The sequence below is a fragment of the Paucibacter sp. B51 genome, from assembly GCF_027863535.1.
In the GTDB taxonomy this organism is placed as follows: domain Bacteria; phylum Pseudomonadota; class Gammaproteobacteria; order Burkholderiales; family Burkholderiaceae_C; genus Paucibacter_A; species Paucibacter_A aquatilis.
In genome coordinates, this window is record NZ_JAPIVN010000001.1 from 4,384,743 (window position 1) to 4,401,275 (window position 16,533).

Consider the following 16,533-nt stretch of genomic DNA (forward strand, 5'->3'; position numbering starts at 1 on the left):
TCCGGGCTCCAGCGTAGCGGATTGCCGGGTCGGCCCCGGGCAGTTAACCCTAGAACTAACCCTGGATCGCGGTCCGGAGGGGCTAGCATGCGCCCTGCCCTCTCGCCCTCCTTCAGCCCATGCGCCGCATCGCCTCCCTCGCCCTGTCCTCATTCTTTGCCCTCGGCCTGGCCTGGAGTGGCCCTCTGCAAGCCGCGCCAGCCACGCCATCCAAGCCAGCCACGCTCAAGCTGCGCCTGCTGCAGACCAGCGATCTGCACATGAATCTGCTGAACTACGACTACTACCAGGACCGCGAGACCGATGACTACGGCCTGGCCAAGACCATCACCCTGATTCAGCGCGCCCGGTCTGAAGCGCCCAACCACCTGCTGTTTGACAACGGCGATCTGCTGCAGGGCAACCCGCTCGGCGATCTGGTGGCCCGCATCCAGCCCCTGCGCGAGGGCGACACCCACCCGGCCTACAAGGTGCTGAACCTGCTGGGCGTGGATGCCGCCAATGTCGGCAACCACGAGTTCAACTACGGCCTGCCCTTCTTGCGCCAGGCCCTGGCCGGCGCCAGCTTCCCCTACGTCAGCGCCAACGTCATGGAGCGCGGCGTGCAAGGCCGTTTGCAACATGCCTTCACGCCCTATGTGCTTCTGCAGCGCCAGTTCAAGGATGAGGCCGGCCGGACGCAGACGCTGAAGATCGGCGTGATCGGCTTTGTGCCGCCGCAAATCATGCAATGGGATCGCCGACATCTGCAGGGCCGGGTCGAGGCGCGCGACATCGTCGAAACCGCCCGCGCCCTGGTGCCGCGCATGCGCGCGCAAGGCGCCGATCTGGTGGTGGCCCTGGCCCACTCGGGCTTTGAGAAAACCGAGCAAGGGCATCTGGCCGAGAACACCGTGGCCGAGCTGGCCCGCGTGCCCGGCATCGACGCCCTGCTCTTCGGCCATGCCCATGCCGAGTTCCCCAGCGCCCAATTCGCCGGCTACCCCGGCGTGGACCTGGTGCAAGGCCGCATCCACGGCGTGCCGGCCGCCATGCCCGGCCGCTGGGGCGACCACCTGGCCGTGGTGGACCTGGAACTGCAACGCCAGGGCCGCCGCTGGACGGTGCAGCACAGCCGGGCCGAGCTGCGGCCCATCCTCGACCGCGCCAGCCGCCGCGCCCTGGTGAAGGCCGATCCCATGGTGGCCCATGTGATCGCCCGCGAACATGCCGACACGCTGCAGGCCCTGCGCGCGCCCGTGGCCCACAGCGAGGTCGCCATCCACAGCTACTTCTCGCAGGTGCAGCCCAGCCTGGCCGTGGACCTTGTGGCCCGCGCCCAGCTGTCCTATCTGGAGCGTGCGGTGCAGGGCACGGCACTGGAAGGCCTGCCCCTGCTCTCGGCGGCAGCGCCCTTCAAAGCTGGCGGCCGCCAGGGCTGGAACTTTTACACCGACATCCCGCCCGGCCCGCTCGCCGCCAAGCATGTGGCCGACCTCTACCTCTATCCCAACCAGATCAAGGTGCTCAAGCTCACCGGCGCCGAGCTGCGCGAATGGCTGGAAATGTCGGCCGGCCAGTTCCGCCGGATCGACCCGGCTGGCCCGGCCGAGCAGGAGTTGCTGGACGACGACTTCCGCGCCTACAACTTCGACAGCCTCTACGCCGCGCCCCTGGCCGATGGCCGCCCCGGCCTGAGCTACACCATCGATGTGCGCCAGCCGGCTCGCTACAGCGCCGAGGGCAAGCTGCTCCAGCCCCAGGCGCGGCGCATCGGCGATCTGCGCTACCAGGGCCGGCCGATCGAGGACCAGGCGGACTTCCTGGTGATCACCAACCACTACCGCGCCAGCGGCGGCGGCGGCTTCCCGGGCCTGAACGCCAGCAAGGTCGTCATCGACGCCCCCGATGAGAACCGCGAGGCCGTGGCCGCCTACCTCAGCGGCTTGGGTCGGCTGCCAGCGGATACGGCGGGCGCCCAAGCGCTGCCAGCCTGGCGCCTGCTGCCCGTGCCCGGCGTGCAACTGAAGTTCCGCAGCGGCGCCGCCGGGGCCGAGCATCTGAAGCGCGCGGACACGGCCGGCATCGTGCTGATCGAGCGTCTGCCCGATGGCTCGGCCTGGTATCGCCTGCAACCCTGAGCCCACACAACCCAGATGCGGGGCTGACAAAGCCGGTCCGGCGGCCCCACAATCCACTCCAACCTGTCTCCGCCTGACGGACGAGAGGCCTCCAGCCTGGCACAGACCAGCGGATTCAGCTGACCCCGGTCGGGAGGCCGGTCCCCGCCGGAGTTCGCCCTCGTGCAGTCAAAGTCGCCGTCGCCGTCAAGACCTGACCCTGAAGCCCCTGAATCCTCCGCGGCGCCGAAGGGTTCGCTACCAGGCCCGGTCCGGGAGCAGCTGCTGCAAGCCCAGACCTGGATGAGCGAGATGGATCTGGACCGGGCCGCCCCGCTGCTGGAGTCCTTGTTGCCCCAGATCAGCGAGCCAGGCGACCAGCTGCTGGCCCGCGCCCTGCATCTGAGCCTGCATCTGCAATCCGAAGCCAGCCGCGGTGACGCACTCTTGCTGCAGGAGGCCTACGAGCTGTGCCAGCAGGCCGCCGCGCTCGTGGACGATCCACTGGTCGAGGTGCTGACCCTCTTTCCCCTGGCCGAACTGCAAACCCGGCTGCGCCTGCACCATGCGGCACTGTCGAGCCTGGAACGCGCCCTGCAGCTGAGTCAACGCGCACAGTCGCAGAACCTCAGCGATCAGCTACAGGCGGTGCGAGGCCGCATCATGGCCCAGGCGGGCATGTATGAGGAGCTGATCAAGAACAGCGACGCCCTGCTGGCCCGCCGCGCGCAGATGCGGCCTGGCACGGTGCATCGCATCCTCAACTACTGCGCCACCGCCTGCTTTGTGCTGGCCGATGAGCAGCTCGCGCCGCCAGGGCACCCGCTCTGGCTGCGCTGCCGCGCCCATCACCTGGATGCACTGCAACTGGCCCAGCAGCATGGCCTGCAGGAAGATGTTCATCTGTCCTCGCTCAATCTGGCCTACATCGAGCTGCTGGCGGGCGACACCGCCGATGCGCGGCCCCATATCGAGCGCCTGCTGCGCACAGGCGCCGGCAGCGTCTGGCGCCAGATCGCCGGGGCGCGCCAGGCCCTGCAGCTGAGCCAGACCCTGCTGGCCTGGCGCGAGCATCCAGATGCGCCCCGCTGGCAGGCCTTGCTGGACCTCGAGGCCGAGCTGGCCGAGGCCGGCGATGGGCTGCGCTTTGTTCACGAATACCTGCTGCGCACCATCGTTCGCTTCGGCGAAGCAGCCGGTGACAGCAGCTCCGCCCTGCGCTGCAGCCAGCGCCTGCTGAGCTTTCAGCGCCTGCGTCTGCAAGCCGTGGCCGGCACCCTGTCGCGTGCGGTCGACGATGTGTTCCAGCTGCAGCGCGTGCGCCTGGAAAACGAGCAGCTGGCGCGCCACGGCGGCCAGCTGGAACAGTCGCTGGCCGCTCGCAATGCCGAGCTCCAGCAGACCCTCAGCCGGCTGCAAGCCGAGGCCAGCATTCGCCGTGCGGCCGAAGCCGCCCTGCAGCAGGCCAATGAGGAGCTGGAGGCGCGTGTGCTGGCCCGCACCGCCTCGCTGGAGGAGGCCTTGCGCACCGTCATGCAGCAGGAAAAACAGCTGGCTCTAGGCCGCATGGTGGTGGGCATGGCGCATGAGCTGAACACGCCGCTGGGCAATGCGCGCATGGGCGCCTCGGTGATCCGCGACCGTGCGCAGGAGCTGGAGCAATGGCTGCAGGCGGGCCAGCTGCGCCGTCAGGCGCTCAGCGAGACCGCCAGCTCGCTGCAGCAATGCTCCTCCCTGGTGGACCGCTCGCTGGAAAGCGCCAGTCAGCTGATCCAGCGCCTGAAAGCCCTGTCGCTGGACAGCGAGCAGGAGATGGCACAGGACTTCGACGCCAGCGCCCTGATGCATCGCCTGATCGAGCTGAACCAGGCACGTTGCCAGGCGGCGGGCATTGATCTGGCGGCCGATCTGCCCGCGGCCATGCCCATGTTCGGGCCCATGCAGTCTTTGCACAATGTGGTGCAGGAGCTGCTGGACAACGCCGTCGACCATGGGCTGAAGGACCGCAGTGTTGCGGCGGCTCCCGCTCGGATTCAGCTGCGGCTGCGTCGGGACGACAGCGCCGATGGGGAGGCGCTGAGCCTCAGCCTGGAAGACAACGGCTGCGGCATCCCGGCCGAAGCCTTGCCGCGCATCTTTGACCCGTTCTTCAGCGGCCGCCTGGGCAGCGAGGGCGCAGGGCTCGGCTTGAGCGTGGTGCGCACCGTGGTCGAAGAGTTGATGCAAGGCCAGATCCGCATCGACAGCGAGCTCGGCCGCGGCACCTGGGTGCGCCTGAGGCTGCCGCTGCGCTGAGTGCAGCCGTGTGGCACGGGCGCCTGGAATCAGGCCTGAACCTGGTGTGAATCAGGCATGGATGTCCAGCATCGTGCCGCTGGCACGCAGCTGGGTCTGCAGCACGCGCAGATTGGCGACAAAGGCGTAGGTCGCCGATTTCTGCGTGATCAGGTCGGCCTCGGCCGAAGGGCCGGTCGCCGGCACCTGGCGCAACGCCTGATTGCCCTGCTGGGCCTGTTGCGCATCCGCCTGCTGTGCCTGCAGCTGCTGTCGGCGGAAATCGGCCGACGCATTGCTGACCGTGCTCTGGGCCGACGCGCGCAAGCGCTCGTTGGCGGCCGAGATGCCGGACAAGGCGGTGGACAGACCGATGGACATGGCAGCAACGCTCCGAAACTACTGGTGCAGGCCAGGATTGTCCCGACGAGATCGGCAGCCGCGCGCTGAACTTTAGAAAAGAATGCGTTTTTCTGGCTATTTCCTCACGCCAGCCCTGAGGCTCTCAGCGAATGGGCACAAAAAAGCCCGTCGGCCGGGCCGGCGGGCTGTCGGAACGGGGTCCCAGGTCGGGCTCAGCCGGCCAGTTCCTCAAACGCCCCAGCAGAGATGAAGACCCGCACGCTGTCACCGCCGGCGGCCTTGGCTTCGGTGCAGGCCAGGGCGGCGGCGCCGAGGACGGCGTCCACGGATTCGAGCGAGGCTTGCAGCTGCACCACGCCCAGGCAGGCCTTGACGCGGGTGCGGTGCAGGCCCCAGCGCAGGCGGTAGGCGGCGATGCCGGCGCGCATCTTCTCGGCCACGATCTCGGCATAGTGCTGATCACAATTGGGCAGCAGCACGGCAAAGTGGTCATCTTCCAGACGAGCCACCAGGTCGGACGCACGCACCTTGGTGATCAGGAGCTGGCCCAGGCCGTAGAGGAAATGGTCGCCCACCTCGGCGCCCATGCCGGCCACGACCTCGCCGAACTTGTCGATGTCGATCCACAGCACCGAGACCGGCTCATGGCGGCGGCTGCCCACATGCTCGGTCAGGCGGCGCTCAAACTCGCGGCGATTGGCCAGCTCGGTCAGCACATCGTGCTTGGCCGTCCAGGTCGGCTGCATGCGCTGCTGACGCGCGACGGTGACGTCATCCACGATCCAGAGCGACTCGCCGCCCGGCTGGTCCCAATGCACCGGCGTCGCCTGCAGGCGGCCCCAGAAACGGCTGCCGTCGCGGCGCACGAACTCGATCTCGTCGTCCAGGGGCTTGCCACTGACGAAGGCGGCATGCGTGCGTTCCTGCAGCGACTGATGGGAGGCATCGGACACCTGCACGCTGCGCGTGCCCTGACCGGCGAGATCGGTTTCGTCGCCATGTCCGAAGAGGTGGTTGAACTGCTCACTGACCACCTCGAACTGACCGTTCTTGACGAAGCCCGCGGCCACGGGGGCACGCACCATCAGGGCGCGCATGCGGGCCGCGATCACATCGCTGGCGCCCTCGGCTGCGGCTTGCGGCTGTGTTGCCATCTGCATCTCCTTTGTGTCGGCTGTCCCACCGATGTTTCGACTATCGCAGGTGTAAGGCTTTTCAGCCATCCGCAATGCGCCGAACAGGGCAGAGAAGCCGCTCCATTTGATGCAAGCCCAAGATTCACACCGGATGAGATGCCGCGCTGCAGCGTGGTGCAGCGTCGACAGTGCGGCTCTCAGCGCCGCTCAGTGCTTGCCGGTGGAGCCGAAACCGCCCTCGCCCCGGCTGCTGGCGTCGCCAAACTCCTCGACGCGGCGGAAGGCCGCCTGCACCACGGGCACCAAGACCAGCTGGGCGATGCGCTCGAAAGGCTGGATGACAAACTCACTCTGACCCCGGTTCCAGCAGCTGACCATGAGCTGGCCCTGGTAGTCGGAATCGATCAGGCCGACCAGATTGCCGAGCACGATGCCGTGTTTGTGTCCCAGGCCCGAACGCGGCAGGATGATGGCGGCGAGACCCGGGTCGCCGATGTGGATGGCCAGGCCGGTGGGGATCAGGGTGGTCTGGCCCGGCGCCAGCGTGATGGGCGCATCGAGGCAGGCGCGCAGGTCCAGGCCGGCACTGCCAGGCGTGGCATAGCTGGGCACCTGCTCGGCCATGCGAGGGTCCAGGACTTTGAGATCGACGGTGGTGGTGGTCATGAGAATCAGAAAAGAAAACGAAGAAGGCGGTCAGACGCGGCGGGCGATCTCGCCCACCAGCTGACGGGCCAGGCTGAGCTTGTCGGCCCGGGGCAGCTCGCGCTCGCCTTCGGCATCGATCAAGAGCAAGGCGTTGTCATCGCGGCCGAAGGTGGCCGGGCCGATATTGCCGACGATGAGCTCGACCTTTTTGCGCAGCAGCTTGTCGCGGCCATGCCGGGCCAGATCCTGGCTCTCGGCCGCAAAGCCCACACACAGGCGCGGGCGCTGCCCGGCCGGCAGGGCCGCGACCGACGCCAGGATGTCGGGGTTCTCGGTCATCTCGAAGGCCGGCGGGCGATTGCCCTGGCTCGGGTCTTTCTTGATCTTGTGCGCGCTCGCCGCCAGCGGCCGCCAATCGGCCACGGCTGCAGTGGCGACAAAGAGCTCATGCTGCGCCGCCAAGGGCAGCACAGCATCGAACATCTGCTGCGCGCTTTGCACATCGATGCGGCGCACATGGCGCGGCGTAGGCAGGTGCACCGGGCCGGCCACCAGGGTCACCTCGGCGCCCGCCTCGGCGGCAGCGCGTGCGATCGCAAAACCCATCTTGCCGCTGGAGAGATTGGTGATGCCGCGCACCGGGTCCAGGGCTTCGAAAGTCGGGCCGGCGGTGATCAGGAGCTTGCGGCCCGACAACAGCTTGGGCTGGAAAAAAGCAATCAGCTCGTCCAGCAACTCTGCCGCTTCCAGCATGCGGCCATCGCCGGTTTCGCCGCAGGCCTGCTCGCCGTTGCCAGGGCCGAGCACGATGCCGCCGTCGGCGCGCAGTTGGGCGATATTGCGCTGCGTGGCCGGGTGGGCCCACATCTCGCGGTTCATGGCCGGCGCCACCAGCAGCGGGCAGCGATCGCTGGGCCGCGCCAGGGCGGTGAGGCTCAGCAAATCATCGGCCCGGCCTTGCACCAGCTTGGCGATGCAGTCGGCGCTGGCTGGGGCGACCAGCATCAGATCGGCCTCGCGGCTCAGATTGATGTGGGCCATATTGTTGGGCTCGCGCGCGTCCCATTGGCTGGTGGCCACCGTGCGGCCCGACAGGGCCTGCATGGTGACGGCGGTGATGAAGTGCTCGGCCGCTTCGCTCATCAGCACCTGCACCGTGGCACCGGCCTTGGTCAGGAGCCGGGTCAGCTCGGCGCTCTTGTAACAGGCGATGCCGCCGGACAGGGCCAGCAAGATGTGGCGGCCGGCCAGAGATGTGGATTCAGACATGAGCGGCACTCTAGCAGCTGTGCCGCAGGCTTCGGCGTGCCAGCCCTTATGCTCAGGGCCTATGCCCGTGGACTACCTCGCTCAGCTGACCGCGCCGGAACGCAGCGCGCGCAGCAATCTGCACTTGGGCGCCGGCCTGGCCTTTGTGGCCGGTGCGCTCAATGCCGGCGGTTTTCTGGCCGTGGGCCAGTACACCTCGCACATGACCGGCCTGGTCTCGGCCAGCACCGACCACATCGCCCTGGGCCAGTTCGGCCTGGCCTTCAGTGCCTTGCTGGCGGTGGCGGCCTTTGTGATGGGCGCGGCCAGTACGGCGCTGCTGGTCAACTACGGCCTGCGCCACCGGCCGCGCTGGGCCTATGTGCCGACGCTCTTGCTGGAGGCGGCATTGCTGCTGGTCTTCGGCCTGATCGGCAGCCAGCTGCTGCCGCACCAGATCCTGCGGGTCTCGCTGACCGCCGTGCTGCTGTGCTTTGTGATGGGCTTGCAGAACGCCCTGATCACCAAGATCTCGCATGCCGAGATCCGCACCACCCATGTCACCGGCCTGCTGACCGATCTGGGCCTGGAGCTTGGGCGTTTGCTCTACTGGAACCGGGCGCCGGCCGGGCTCATTCAAGCACGCGTGATGGCCAACCGGCAGCGCCTGCGCATCCACCTGAGCCTGGTGCTGGCCTTCTTTGTCGGTGGCTTGATCGGCGCCTTGGGCTTCAAGCATGCCGGCTTCATCGCCACCCTGCCCTTGGCCCTGGGCCTGGTGCTGCTGGCCGGGGCCAGCCTGCTCAGGCCAGCGGGCGGCGGCGGAACACCAGATCCCACACCCCGTGGCCCAGCTTGAGGCCGCGGTTCTCGAACTTGGTCAGCGGGCGATAACTGGGCTTTTCCGCGTAGCCGGCGGCCGTGTTTTCCAGGAGCGGCTCGGCGCCCAGCACCTCCAGCATCTGCTGGGCATAGGGCTCCCAGTCGGTGGCGCAGTGCAGATATCCGCCAGGGCGGATGTGCTGGACGAGCTTGGCCACGAACTCAGGCTGGATCAGGCGGCGCTTGTTGTGGCGCTTCTTGTGCCAGGGGTCGGGGAAGTAGATGTGCACGCCAGCCAGCGAGGCCGGGGCAATCATCTGTTCCAGCACTTCGACGGCGTCGTGCTGAAAGATGCGGATATTGCCGAGCTGCCTTTCCTCGATGTGCTTGAGCAGCGCACCGACGCCGGGCTCGTGCACCTCGCAGCCGATGAAGTCATGGTCGGCCAGGGTCTGGGCGATCTTGGCGGTGGCATCACCCATGCCGAAACCGATCTCGAACACCACCGGTGCTTCGCGGCCGAACACAGCCGCGGTGTCCAGGCGCTGGCCCGCCTGGAAGGGCAGGACGAACTTGGGGCCCAGCTCGGCCAGGGCCTTGACCTGGCCCGAGCCCATGCGGCCAGCGCGCACCACAAAGCTCTTGATGCCGCGGCGGGGCGAGCCGCCATCCGGGCTGTCGGGCGTGGCGGGAGCGGGCGTGGCGTCGTCGATATCAGGCATGGCAGAGGTACAGCAGTGGTCAGGTGGATGCAGGCGGATCCACGGGGCGTGAAGTCTAGCCGACACGGGCCTGAATCAGGTCTGCGGGGCCCCAAGGCGCCTCAGGCTCGCTGAAATCGCAGGCCGCCAGCACGGCAGCCGCGGCGCGCTCGGCTGCAGGATCGTCAGCCGCATGGACCATCGCGAAAGGCTGGCCGACCTCGAACACGGTGCCCAAGGGCAAGACATCCGAGAGGCCCACGCGCACATCGATTCGGTCGCCCGCCTGGCGCCGCCCTCCCCCCAGTTCAACCACGGCCAGGCCGATCTCGCGCGTCTGCATCGCGCTCAAACGGCCCGCGCGCGGCGCACAGACCGGGCGCTGCACCGGCGCGGCAGCCAGGTAGCGATCGGGCCGCTCCAGCAGATCGGCCGGCCCACCCTGGGCCGCCACCATCTGTACAAACTTTTCGGCCGCGGCGCCGCTGTCCAGGGCGGCTTGCAGCTTGGCTTCCGCCTCCACCGCATGGGCCGCCAAGCCGCCCAGCTGCAGCATCTCGCCGGCCAGGGCCAGGGTCAGGGCATGCAGGCGCGGTTCGCGCGCCTCGCCACGCAGGTACTTCATGGCCTCCAGCAACTCGAGGCTGTTGCCCACGGTCTGGCCCAGCACCTCGTTCATGTCGGTGATCAGTGCACGGGTCGGCAGACCGGCACCGGCGGCCACGCCAACGATGCTGTGGGCCAGCTCCTGGGCCATCCCGGGCGAGTCGGCAAAGGCGCCGTTTCCACATTTCACGTCCATGACCAGGCCCTGCAGACCGGCGGCCAGCTTCTTGGACAGGATGCTGGCGGTGATCAGGGGCACGCTCTCCACCGTGGCGCTGATGTCGCGCACGGCATAGAAGCGACCATCGGCCGGGGCCAGGTCGGCCGTCTGGCCGATGATGGCGCAGCCGACCTCGCGCACGATGCACTCGAAGCGCGCGGCCTCGGGCGTGGCGCAAAAACCGGGGATGGCCTCCAGCTTGTCCAGCGTGCCTCCCGTGTGGCCGAGGCCACGGCCCGAGATCATGGGCACAAAGCCGCCACAGGCGGCCACCAGAGGCGCCAGCATCAGGCTGATCTTGTCGCCCACGCCGCCACTGGAATGCTTGTCCAACACCGGGCCAGGCAGATCGCGCCAGTGCATCTGGCGGCCCGAGTCCCGCATGGCCCGAGTCAGGGCCACGCACTCAGCCCGGCTCATGCCGCGCCAGAGGACGGCCATGGCCAGGGCCGCGATCTGGCCCTCGCTCCAGCTGCCATCGACCAGGCCGCGCACCATGCTCTGGATCTGCGCTTCGGACAACGCAGCACCATCGCGCTTGGCGCGAATGATCTCCTGGGCCCGCACGGCCGCTGCGCTCAGTAGCTGGCGGTGCTGGCGGGCGCGGCCGTGCCGGACAGCACGGCTTCGATATCGCCCAGCAGGCCGCTGGCACCAAAGCGCAGGCGGCGCGGGTTCAGCGCTGCGGCGCCGAGCTTGTCGGCCGCCAACTCCAGATAAACCTGGGCGTCAGTCACGGTGCGGATGCCACCCGAGGCCTTGAAACCGGCCGAGACCAGGCCGCTGCCGGCGATCTCGCTGAGGATGTGGCGGGCGGCCAGCGGCGTGGCCGAGACCGCGGTCTTGCCGGTGCTGGTCTTGACGAAGTCGGCGCCGGCCATCAAGGCCAGGCGGGCCGCATCCGCGATCAGCTCGGGGGTCTTGAGCTCACCGCTCTCGATGATGACTTTGAGCGTCAGCGGCCGGCTGGCATGGCGCACCTCGGCCAGGAACTCGGCGCACTCGCTGCGTTGACCGGCCATCAGGGCGCGATACGGCAGGACCACATCGACTTCATCGCCGCCGGCCGTGGCAATCGCCTGCACATCGGCCAGGGCGCGTGACAGATCGAGGGCGCCGTCCGGGAAGTTGGCCACGGCCGCCACCTTGATCTCGGCCGGCAAGGCCGCGCGCGCTTGCGCCACGAAACGCGGCCAGACGCAGACGGCCGCCACCGGGCCGTAGGGCGTCTGAGCGCGCCGGCACAGGGCCGCGATGTCCTCGGCCGTGTCGGCGTCGTTGAGGCTGGTCAGGTCCAGGCATTGCAGCGCGAGGCGCGCTGCATCTTTCAGATCCAAAGAGGCCATGGGAGAGCGCTCAGTCTTTCAGCGAGGCCAGATCGGCCATGCCGGCCACCACGGCGCCCAGGAACTGCGCCGCGCGCTCGCCGGACTGCTGGGCCTGCTGGAGGGTCAGGGCATGGGTCAGGGCTTCATCGGACAAGCCGGCCGCCATATTGGTCATCAGGGCCAGGCCCATGACGCGCAGGCCGGCGTGGCGGGCCAGGATGGTTTCCGGCACGGTGCTCATGCCCACGGCGTCGGCACCCCAGGCGGCAAACATGCGGATCTCGGCCGGGGTCTCGAACTGCGGGCCCAGTGCCCAGCAATAGACGCCCTCGCCCAGTGCCAGGTTCTGGGCCGCGGCCACACCCTTGGCATGCTGACGCAGTTCCAGGTCGTAAGCGGTGCTCATGTCGACAAAGCGCTCGCTGCCGGGCTCGCCGACCAGGGGCGAGCGCTGCGGTGCGTTGATGTGATCGCTGATCAGCATCAGGCTGCCGGCCGGCATGTGGCTGCGGATGGACCCCGAGGCATTGGTCTGCAGCAGCACCTTGACACCCCAGGCCTTGAGGCTGCGCAGGGCACCGGCCATGCCGGTGCAATCGCCGCTCTCGTAGGTGTGGGCGCGGCCACGCAGCATCACCACGGTCTGCGCGCCGATGGTGCCGACCACGATCTCGTTGACATGGCCTTCCACCTTGGGCTGCGGGAAAGCCGGCAGCTCGGTATAGGGCAGATGCTTGGCGTTCTGCACCAGGCTGACCGCGCCGGCCCAGCCCGAGCCCAGCACCACGGCCACGGCCGGGGCCGGGGCCGCGCCGAACAAGGTCTTGAGCTTTTCGGCGGTCTGGGCGATGGCGGGATTGAGGGTCTTGTGGTCGATCATGATGAGGTTCCTCCTGGAAATTGTTGCGAAGGCTCAGAGCTTCAGATGCTCGGGGCCGAAACTGAAAGGCAGCAGCTGTTCCAGCGTCCACTGCTGGCGGATGCCGCCCGGATCGGCGGCGATGATGATCAGCTCCGGGTCGGCGAACTCGCGCAGCTTCTGACGGCAGCCGCCGCAGGGCGTGATGATGTCCGGACCGGGGCCGGTGACCAGCACCGCGCTGACACGGCGACCGCCGGCCATGATCATGGCGGTCAAGGCCGAGGCCTCGGCGCACCAGCCTTGCGGGTAGGCGGCGTTTTCGATATTGCAGCCGGCATGGATGCGGCCCTGCTCATCGAGCACGGCGGCACCCACGGCATAGCCGGAGTACGGCGAATGCGAATGCTGGCGCGCGCCCAGCGAGGCGGCCAGCAGGCGCTGCACGAGATCCGGTGTGAGAGCGTTCTTCAGAGCGTTCACGCGTGTGCTCAACGTTCTTTGAGGTAAGGCCGGCCCAGCGCCTTGGGTGCCAGGGCCTGACCGATGAAGCCAGCCAGCAGGATCACGGTCAGCAAATAGGGCAAGGCCTGGATCAGCTGCACCGGCACTTCGCCGACACCGGGGATCACCGCGCCCTGCATGCGGATGGCCAGGGCGTCGAGGAAGCCGAAGAGCAGGCAGGCGGCCAGCGTGGGCAGGGGCTTCCACTTGCCGAAGATCATGGCGGCCAGGGCGATGTAGCCGCGGCCGGCCGTCATGTTCGGCGAGAAGGAGGCGTTCTGCGCCAGGGTCAGGTAGGCACCGGCCAGGCCGCAGAGCAGGCCGTTGAGCATCAGCGCGGCATAACGCAGCCGCGGCACGGACACGCCGGCCGCATCCACCATGGCCGGGTTCTCGCCGACCGCGCGCAGGCGCAGGCCCGGCTTGGTGCGCTCGAGGAAGAACCAGACCCCGGCCACCAGGAAGAAAGCAAGGTAGACCAGCAGGTTGTGGCTGAGCAGGCCGTGGCCGACGATGGCGCCCAGCCAGGGGCCTAGGGCCGCCACGGCCGCCTCGGGCTCGCTCCAGCCGGGGATCAGGCCGGTCAGGCGCACATCGGCCGTGATCGGCGGGGTCTGGCCACCCTGGGCGAACCAGGCGATGCCCAGCACCACGGTCAGGCCCGCCGCCATCATATTGAGCGCCACACCCGACACCACCTGATCACCGCGGTGGGTGACGCAGGCAAAGCCGTGGATCAGCGACATGGCGCAGGCCACGGCGATGGCCGCCGCCAGGCCCATGCCGGCGGAATGGCTGGCACTGGCGGCCGCCGCAGCAGCAAAGGCCGCGAACAACATCTTGCCTTCCAGGCCGATGTCGATCACGCCCGAGCGCTCGCTGATCAAGCCCGCCAGGGCGCAGAGCAGCAGCGGCGTGGTGACCCGCAGGGTCGAGGCCAGCATCGAGCCGATCAGGATCTCATCCATGAGCCAGCTCCTTCGCAACGCCCTTGTTTTTTCCAGACAGCCAGCCGTGCAGCTTGACGAACAGCGGCAGGCTCACGGTCGCCATGGCGCCAGCGAACAGCACGATCAGGCCCTGGGCCGTGACCACCATCTCGCGGCTGAAGCCCGGCAGCTCGAAAGACACTTCCACGCCGCCCTGATACAGCACGCCAAACAGCAGCGAGGCCAGCACGATGCCGACCGGATGGTTGCGGCCCATCAGCGACACGGCGATGCCGGTGAAGCCGGCACCGGCGACGAAGTCCAGGGTCAGCTTGCCCTGCACGCCGGAGATCTCATTGACGGCCACCAGGCCGGCCAGCGCGCCGGCCAGGCCCATGGCCACCAGCACCTGGTACTTGGGGCGGATGCCGGCGTAATGCGCGGCGCGCGGCGCGCTGCCGACGGCGCGCAAGGCATAGCCGGCCGCGCTCTTCCACAAAAACCACCAGACGAAGACGCAAGCCAGCAAGGCCAGCAGCAGGCTCAGGTTCAGCGGCGAGGATGGCATCTCGACACCGAACAGCGCCGCCAGCTGATGCAGGGCCGGCATGCGTGCCGACTCGGCAAAGTCCGCACTCTCCACCGCCATGCTGCCGGCCGGACGCAGCCAGTTGACCAGCAGATACACGTTCAGGCTGGCGGCCAGGAAGTTGAACATGATGGTGGTGATGACGATGTGGCTGCCGCGCCAGGCCTGCAGCCAGCCGGGGATCAAGGCCCAGACCATGCCGAACACCGCCGCGGCGATCACCAGCAGCGGCAGCAGCACCGCGGCCGGCAGATGCGCGCCCAGGGCCAGGGCCAGCAGGCCCACGCCCAGGCCGCCAAACGTGGCCTGCCCTTCCCCGCCGATATTGAACAAGCCGCCGTGGATGGCCACGGCCACGGCCAGGCCGGTGAATATGAAGGTGGTCGTGTAGTACAGGGTGTAGCCCAGGCCGCGCAGGCTGCCGAGCGAGCCCTGCAGCAGCACGCTCAGCGCATGCATGGGGCTCTGGCCAATCGCCAGCACCACCAGGCCGGCCACGCCCAGGGCCACGGCCAGGTTCCACAAGGGCAAGAGGCCCAGGTCGATCCAGCGCGGCAAGGCGCTGCTCGATGAAGATGAAGATGCACTCATGCTTGTTGCAACGCCGCAGCGTTTGTTTCTTCTTTCGCGGTGGCGGCCATCAGCAGGCCCAGGCGGGTTTCGGTGCACTCGGCAATGTCCAGCTCGCCGGTGATGCGGCCGCCGTTCATGACGATGACGCGGTCGGACAGGGCCAGGATCTCGTCCAGCTCGCTGCTGACGACCAGCACCGCACAGCCGGCATCGCGCAAGGCGCGCAGCTGCTGGTGGATGAACTCGATGGCGCCGATGTCGACGCCGCGCGTCGGCTGGCCGACCAGCAGCACCGTGGGCGCCTGGCCGATTTCGCGCGCCAGCACCAGCTTTTGCTGGTTGCCGCCCGAGAACTTGCTGGAGCCGATGTTCATGTCACGCGGTCGCACATCAAAGCGCTCGGCCATGGCCGCTGCCTCGGACTTCATGCGCTCGTGATTCATGGCCGCACCCAGCGGGCCGCTGCGATACAGGGGCAGGTCTTGATAGCCCAGCACCGCGGTTTCCCAGGCGGGGAAGCTCATCACCATGCCGCAGGCATGGCGGTCTTCCGGCACATGGGCCAGGCGGCACTCGCGCGCACTGCGCGGCTCCATCCATGAGCCAGCCGCGGCGTCGAAGCGGCGCCCGCCCAGCTCCAGCTGGCCGGTTTCCGGCGCGCGCATGCCGCTGAGCACTTCCAGCAGCTCGGTCTGGCCATTGCCCGACACGCCGGCCACGCCGACGATCTCGCCGGCGCGCAGCTGCAGGCCGATGTCTTGCAGCAATGGCACGGCCTGGCCGGCGGTCAGGCTCAGGCCCTGCACCCGCAGGCGCAGCGGCGCCGCGGCGTCGTGGGCGGCGGCCTGCTCGGGTCGGCCCAGATGCACCTTGCGGCCCACCATGGCCTGAGCCAGGTCTTCCGGGCTGGTTTCTGAAATAGTCTTGGTCTGCACGACCTGACCCGCACGCATCACGGTGACGGCATCGCACAGCGCCATCACTTCCTTGAGCTTGTGGGTGATCAAGAGGATGGTGGTGCCACGTTCGCGCAGGCGGCGCAGGGTCTCGAAGAGCTGCAGGGTTTCCTGCGGGGTCAGCACCGCAGTGGGCTCATCCAGGATCAGGATCTTGGCGCCGCGGTACAGGGCCTTGAGGATCTCCAGGCGCTGCAGCTCACCCACCGGCAGCTCGCCCACCAGGGCGTCCAGATGCACATGCAGGCCGGTTTCGCTCATCAAGGCCTGCAACTGGCTGCGCACCTTGCGCTTGGCAGCATTGAGGAAGAAGGCCGGCTCGGCGCCCAGCATCACGTTGTCGAGGCAGCTCAGGGTGTCGACCAGCATGAAGTGCTGGTGGACCATGCCGATGCCCAGCTCAATCGCCTGCTGCGAGTCCTTGATCTGCGCCGGGCGGCCGGCGATGGCGATGCTGCCGCTGTCGGCCTGGTAGTAGCCGTAGAGGATGGCCATCAGCGTGCTCTTGCCGGCGCCGTTCTCGCCGACCAGGCCGTGCACGGTGCCGGAGCGCACGCTCAGGCTGACCTCACGGTTGGCCTGCACGGCGCCGAAGCGCTTGGAGATGTCTCGCAGCTCGACGGCCGGCGGGGCACCGTCCGCGGGCACGGTGCCCTTGCTCTGGGTCGTCATGGATGG

General features: G+C 68.3%; 15 protein-coding genes. 3 read left to right on the forward strand and 12 right to left on the reverse strand.

Annotation, left to right across the window (positions count from 1 at the left end; translation table 11 throughout):
* Window positions 1–119: 119 nt before the first annotated feature.
* Entirely contained in the window at window positions 120–2,120 is a 2,001-nt protein-coding gene (locus OOB33_RS18510) for a bifunctional 2',3'-cyclic-nucleotide 2'-phosphodiesterase/3'-nucleotidase (protein WP_271009730.1), read from the forward strand.
* Window positions 2,121–2,402: 282 nt separating this feature from the next.
* Window positions 2,403–4,394 (forward strand): sensor histidine kinase, encoded by a 1,992-nt coding sequence (locus OOB33_RS18515; RefSeq protein WP_102767044.1) that lies wholly within the window; start codon window positions 2,403–2,405, stop codon window positions 4,392–4,394.
* Between the two features lie 51 nt (window positions 4,395–4,445).
* On the opposite strand, the gene OOB33_RS18520 is transcribed toward OOB33_RS18515, so the two are convergent.
* From OOB33_RS18520 to coaBC, 4 genes are all read right to left on the reverse strand, one after another.
* Window positions 4,446–4,754 (reverse strand): flagellar basal body rod protein, encoded by a 309-nt coding sequence (locus tag OOB33_RS18520; protein ID WP_102767045.1) that lies wholly within the window; start codon window positions 4,752–4,754, stop codon window positions 4,446–4,448.
* 194 nt (window positions 4,755–4,948) lie between these two features.
* Complete coding sequence (locus OOB33_RS18525) at window positions 4,949–5,890, reverse strand: sensor domain-containing diguanylate cyclase (protein ID WP_171828017.1); 942 nt, start codon at window positions 5,888–5,890, stop codon at window positions 4,949–4,951.
* Between the two features lie 189 nt (window positions 5,891–6,079).
* Window positions 6,080–6,538 carry a dUTP diphosphatase gene (dut, locus tag OOB33_RS18530; RefSeq protein WP_102767047.1) on the reverse strand — a complete coding sequence of 153 codons (459 nt, stop codon included), beginning with the start codon at window positions 6,536–6,538 and terminating at the stop codon, window positions 6,080–6,082.
* A 30-nt stretch (window positions 6,539–6,568) separates the two neighbouring features.
* Window positions 6,569–7,789: a bifunctional phosphopantothenoylcysteine decarboxylase/phosphopantothenate--cysteine ligase CoaBC gene (coaBC, locus tag OOB33_RS18535; RefSeq protein WP_271009731.1), complete on the reverse strand. Its 1,221-nt coding sequence runs from the start codon at window positions 7,787–7,789 to the stop codon at window positions 6,569–6,571.
* A gap of 61 nt (window positions 7,790–7,850) precedes the next feature.
* Here coaBC and OOB33_RS18540 point away from each other — a divergent pair, with 61 nt between their 5' ends.
* On the forward strand, window positions 7,851–8,627 hold the full coding sequence (locus tag OOB33_RS18540) for a YoaK family protein (RefSeq protein WP_271009732.1): 777 nt from the start codon (window positions 7,851–7,853) through the stop codon (window positions 8,625–8,627).
* On the opposite strand, the gene trmB is transcribed toward OOB33_RS18540, so the two are convergent.
* The 8 genes from trmB to OOB33_RS18580 are packed head-to-tail and all read right to left on the reverse strand — an operon-like array spanning window position 8,572 to window position 16,527.
* On the reverse strand, window positions 8,572–9,312 hold the full coding sequence (gene trmB / locus OOB33_RS18545) for a tRNA (guanosine(46)-N7)-methyltransferase TrmB (protein WP_442953024.1): 741 nt from the start codon (window positions 9,310–9,312) through the stop codon (window positions 8,572–8,574). The genes OOB33_RS18540 and trmB overlap by 56 nt on opposite strands.
* Before the next feature lie 55 nt (window positions 9,313–9,367).
* The gene (gene deoA, locus OOB33_RS18550) at window positions 9,368–10,684 is read right to left on the reverse strand and encodes a thymidine phosphorylase (protein ID WP_271009733.1); all 1,317 of its coding nucleotides are present in this window, start codon (window positions 10,682–10,684) and stop codon (window positions 9,368–9,370) included.
* A gap of 11 nt (window positions 10,685–10,695) precedes the next feature.
* Window positions 10,696–11,463: a deoxyribose-phosphate aldolase gene (gene deoC / locus OOB33_RS18555; protein WP_271009734.1), complete on the reverse strand. Its 768-nt coding sequence runs from the start codon at window positions 11,461–11,463 to the stop codon at window positions 10,696–10,698.
* A gap of 10 nt (window positions 11,464–11,473) precedes the next feature.
* Window positions 11,474–12,325, reverse strand: a complete 852-nt coding sequence (locus OOB33_RS18560; RefSeq protein WP_271009735.1) for a purine-nucleoside phosphorylase — start codon at window positions 12,323–12,325, stop codon at window positions 11,474–11,476.
* A 33-nt stretch (window positions 12,326–12,358) separates the two neighbouring features.
* Window positions 12,359–12,787, reverse strand: coding sequence for a cytidine deaminase (cdd, locus tag OOB33_RS18565; RefSeq protein WP_171828024.1), 429 nt, complete (start codon window positions 12,785–12,787; stop codon window positions 12,359–12,361).
* Window positions 12,788–12,795: 8 nt separating this feature from the next.
* Complete coding sequence (locus OOB33_RS18570) at window positions 12,796–13,776, reverse strand: ABC transporter permease (RefSeq protein ID WP_271009736.1); 981 nt, start codon at window positions 13,774–13,776, stop codon at window positions 12,796–12,798.
* Window positions 13,769–14,917, reverse strand: coding sequence for an ABC transporter permease (locus tag OOB33_RS18575; RefSeq protein ID WP_102767055.1), 1,149 nt, complete (start codon window positions 14,915–14,917; stop codon window positions 13,769–13,771). The genes OOB33_RS18570 and OOB33_RS18575 overlap by 8 nt, the downstream gene beginning before the upstream one ends.
* Window positions 14,914–16,527 (reverse strand): ABC transporter ATP-binding protein, encoded by a 1,614-nt coding sequence (locus tag OOB33_RS18580; protein ID WP_271009737.1) that lies wholly within the window; start codon window positions 16,525–16,527, stop codon window positions 14,914–14,916. Before OOB33_RS18580 ends, OOB33_RS18575 begins: the two co-directional genes overlap by 4 nt.
* Between the last annotated feature and the right edge of the window lie 6 nt (window positions 16,528–16,533).

Bases quoted from the DNA above. Each gene is read 5' to 3' on its own strand.
- OOB33_RS18510 (WP_271009730.1), top strand. From the start codon at position 120: ATGCGCCGCATCGCCTCCCTCGCCCTGTCCTCATTCTTTGCCCTCGGC.
- OOB33_RS18515 (WP_102767044.1), top strand. From the start codon at position 2,403: ATGAGCGAGATGGATCTGGACCGGGCCGCCCCGCTGCTGGAGTCCTTG.
- OOB33_RS18520 (WP_102767045.1), bottom strand. From the start codon at position 4,754: ATGTCCATCGGTCTGTCCACCGCCTTGTCCGGCATCTCGGCCGCCAAC.
- OOB33_RS18525 (WP_171828017.1), bottom strand. From the start codon at position 5,890: ATGGCAACACAGCCGCAAGCCGCAGCCGAGGGCGCCAGCGATGTGATC.
- dut (WP_102767047.1), bottom strand. From the start codon at position 6,538: ATGACCACCACCACCGTCGATCTCAAAGTCCTGGACCCTCGCATGGCC.
- coaBC (WP_271009731.1), bottom strand. From the start codon at position 7,789: ATGTCTGAATCCACATCTCTGGCCGGCCGCCACATCTTGCTGGCCCTG.
- OOB33_RS18540 (WP_271009732.1), top strand. From the start codon at position 7,851: ATGCCCGTGGACTACCTCGCTCAGCTGACCGCGCCGGAACGCAGCGCG.
- trmB (WP_442953024.1), bottom strand. From the start codon at position 9,312: ATGCCTGATATCGACGACGCCACGCCCGCTCCCGCCACGCCCGACAGC.
- deoC (WP_271009734.1), bottom strand. From the start codon at position 11,463: ATGGCCTCTTTGGATCTGAAAGATGCAGCGCGCCTCGCGCTGCAATGC.
- OOB33_RS18560 (WP_271009735.1), bottom strand. From the start codon at position 12,325: ATGATCGACCACAAGACCCTCAATCCCGCCATCGCCCAGACCGCCGAA.
- OOB33_RS18570 (WP_271009736.1), bottom strand. From the start codon at position 13,776: ATGGATGAGATCCTGATCGGCTCGATGCTGGCCTCGACCCTGCGGGTC.
- OOB33_RS18575 (WP_102767055.1), bottom strand. From the start codon at position 14,917: ATGAGTGCATCTTCATCTTCATCGAGCAGCGCCTTGCCGCGCTGGATC.
- OOB33_RS18580 (WP_271009737.1), bottom strand. From the start codon at position 16,527: ATGACGACCCAGAGCAAGGGCACCGTGCCCGCGGACGGTGCCCCGCCG.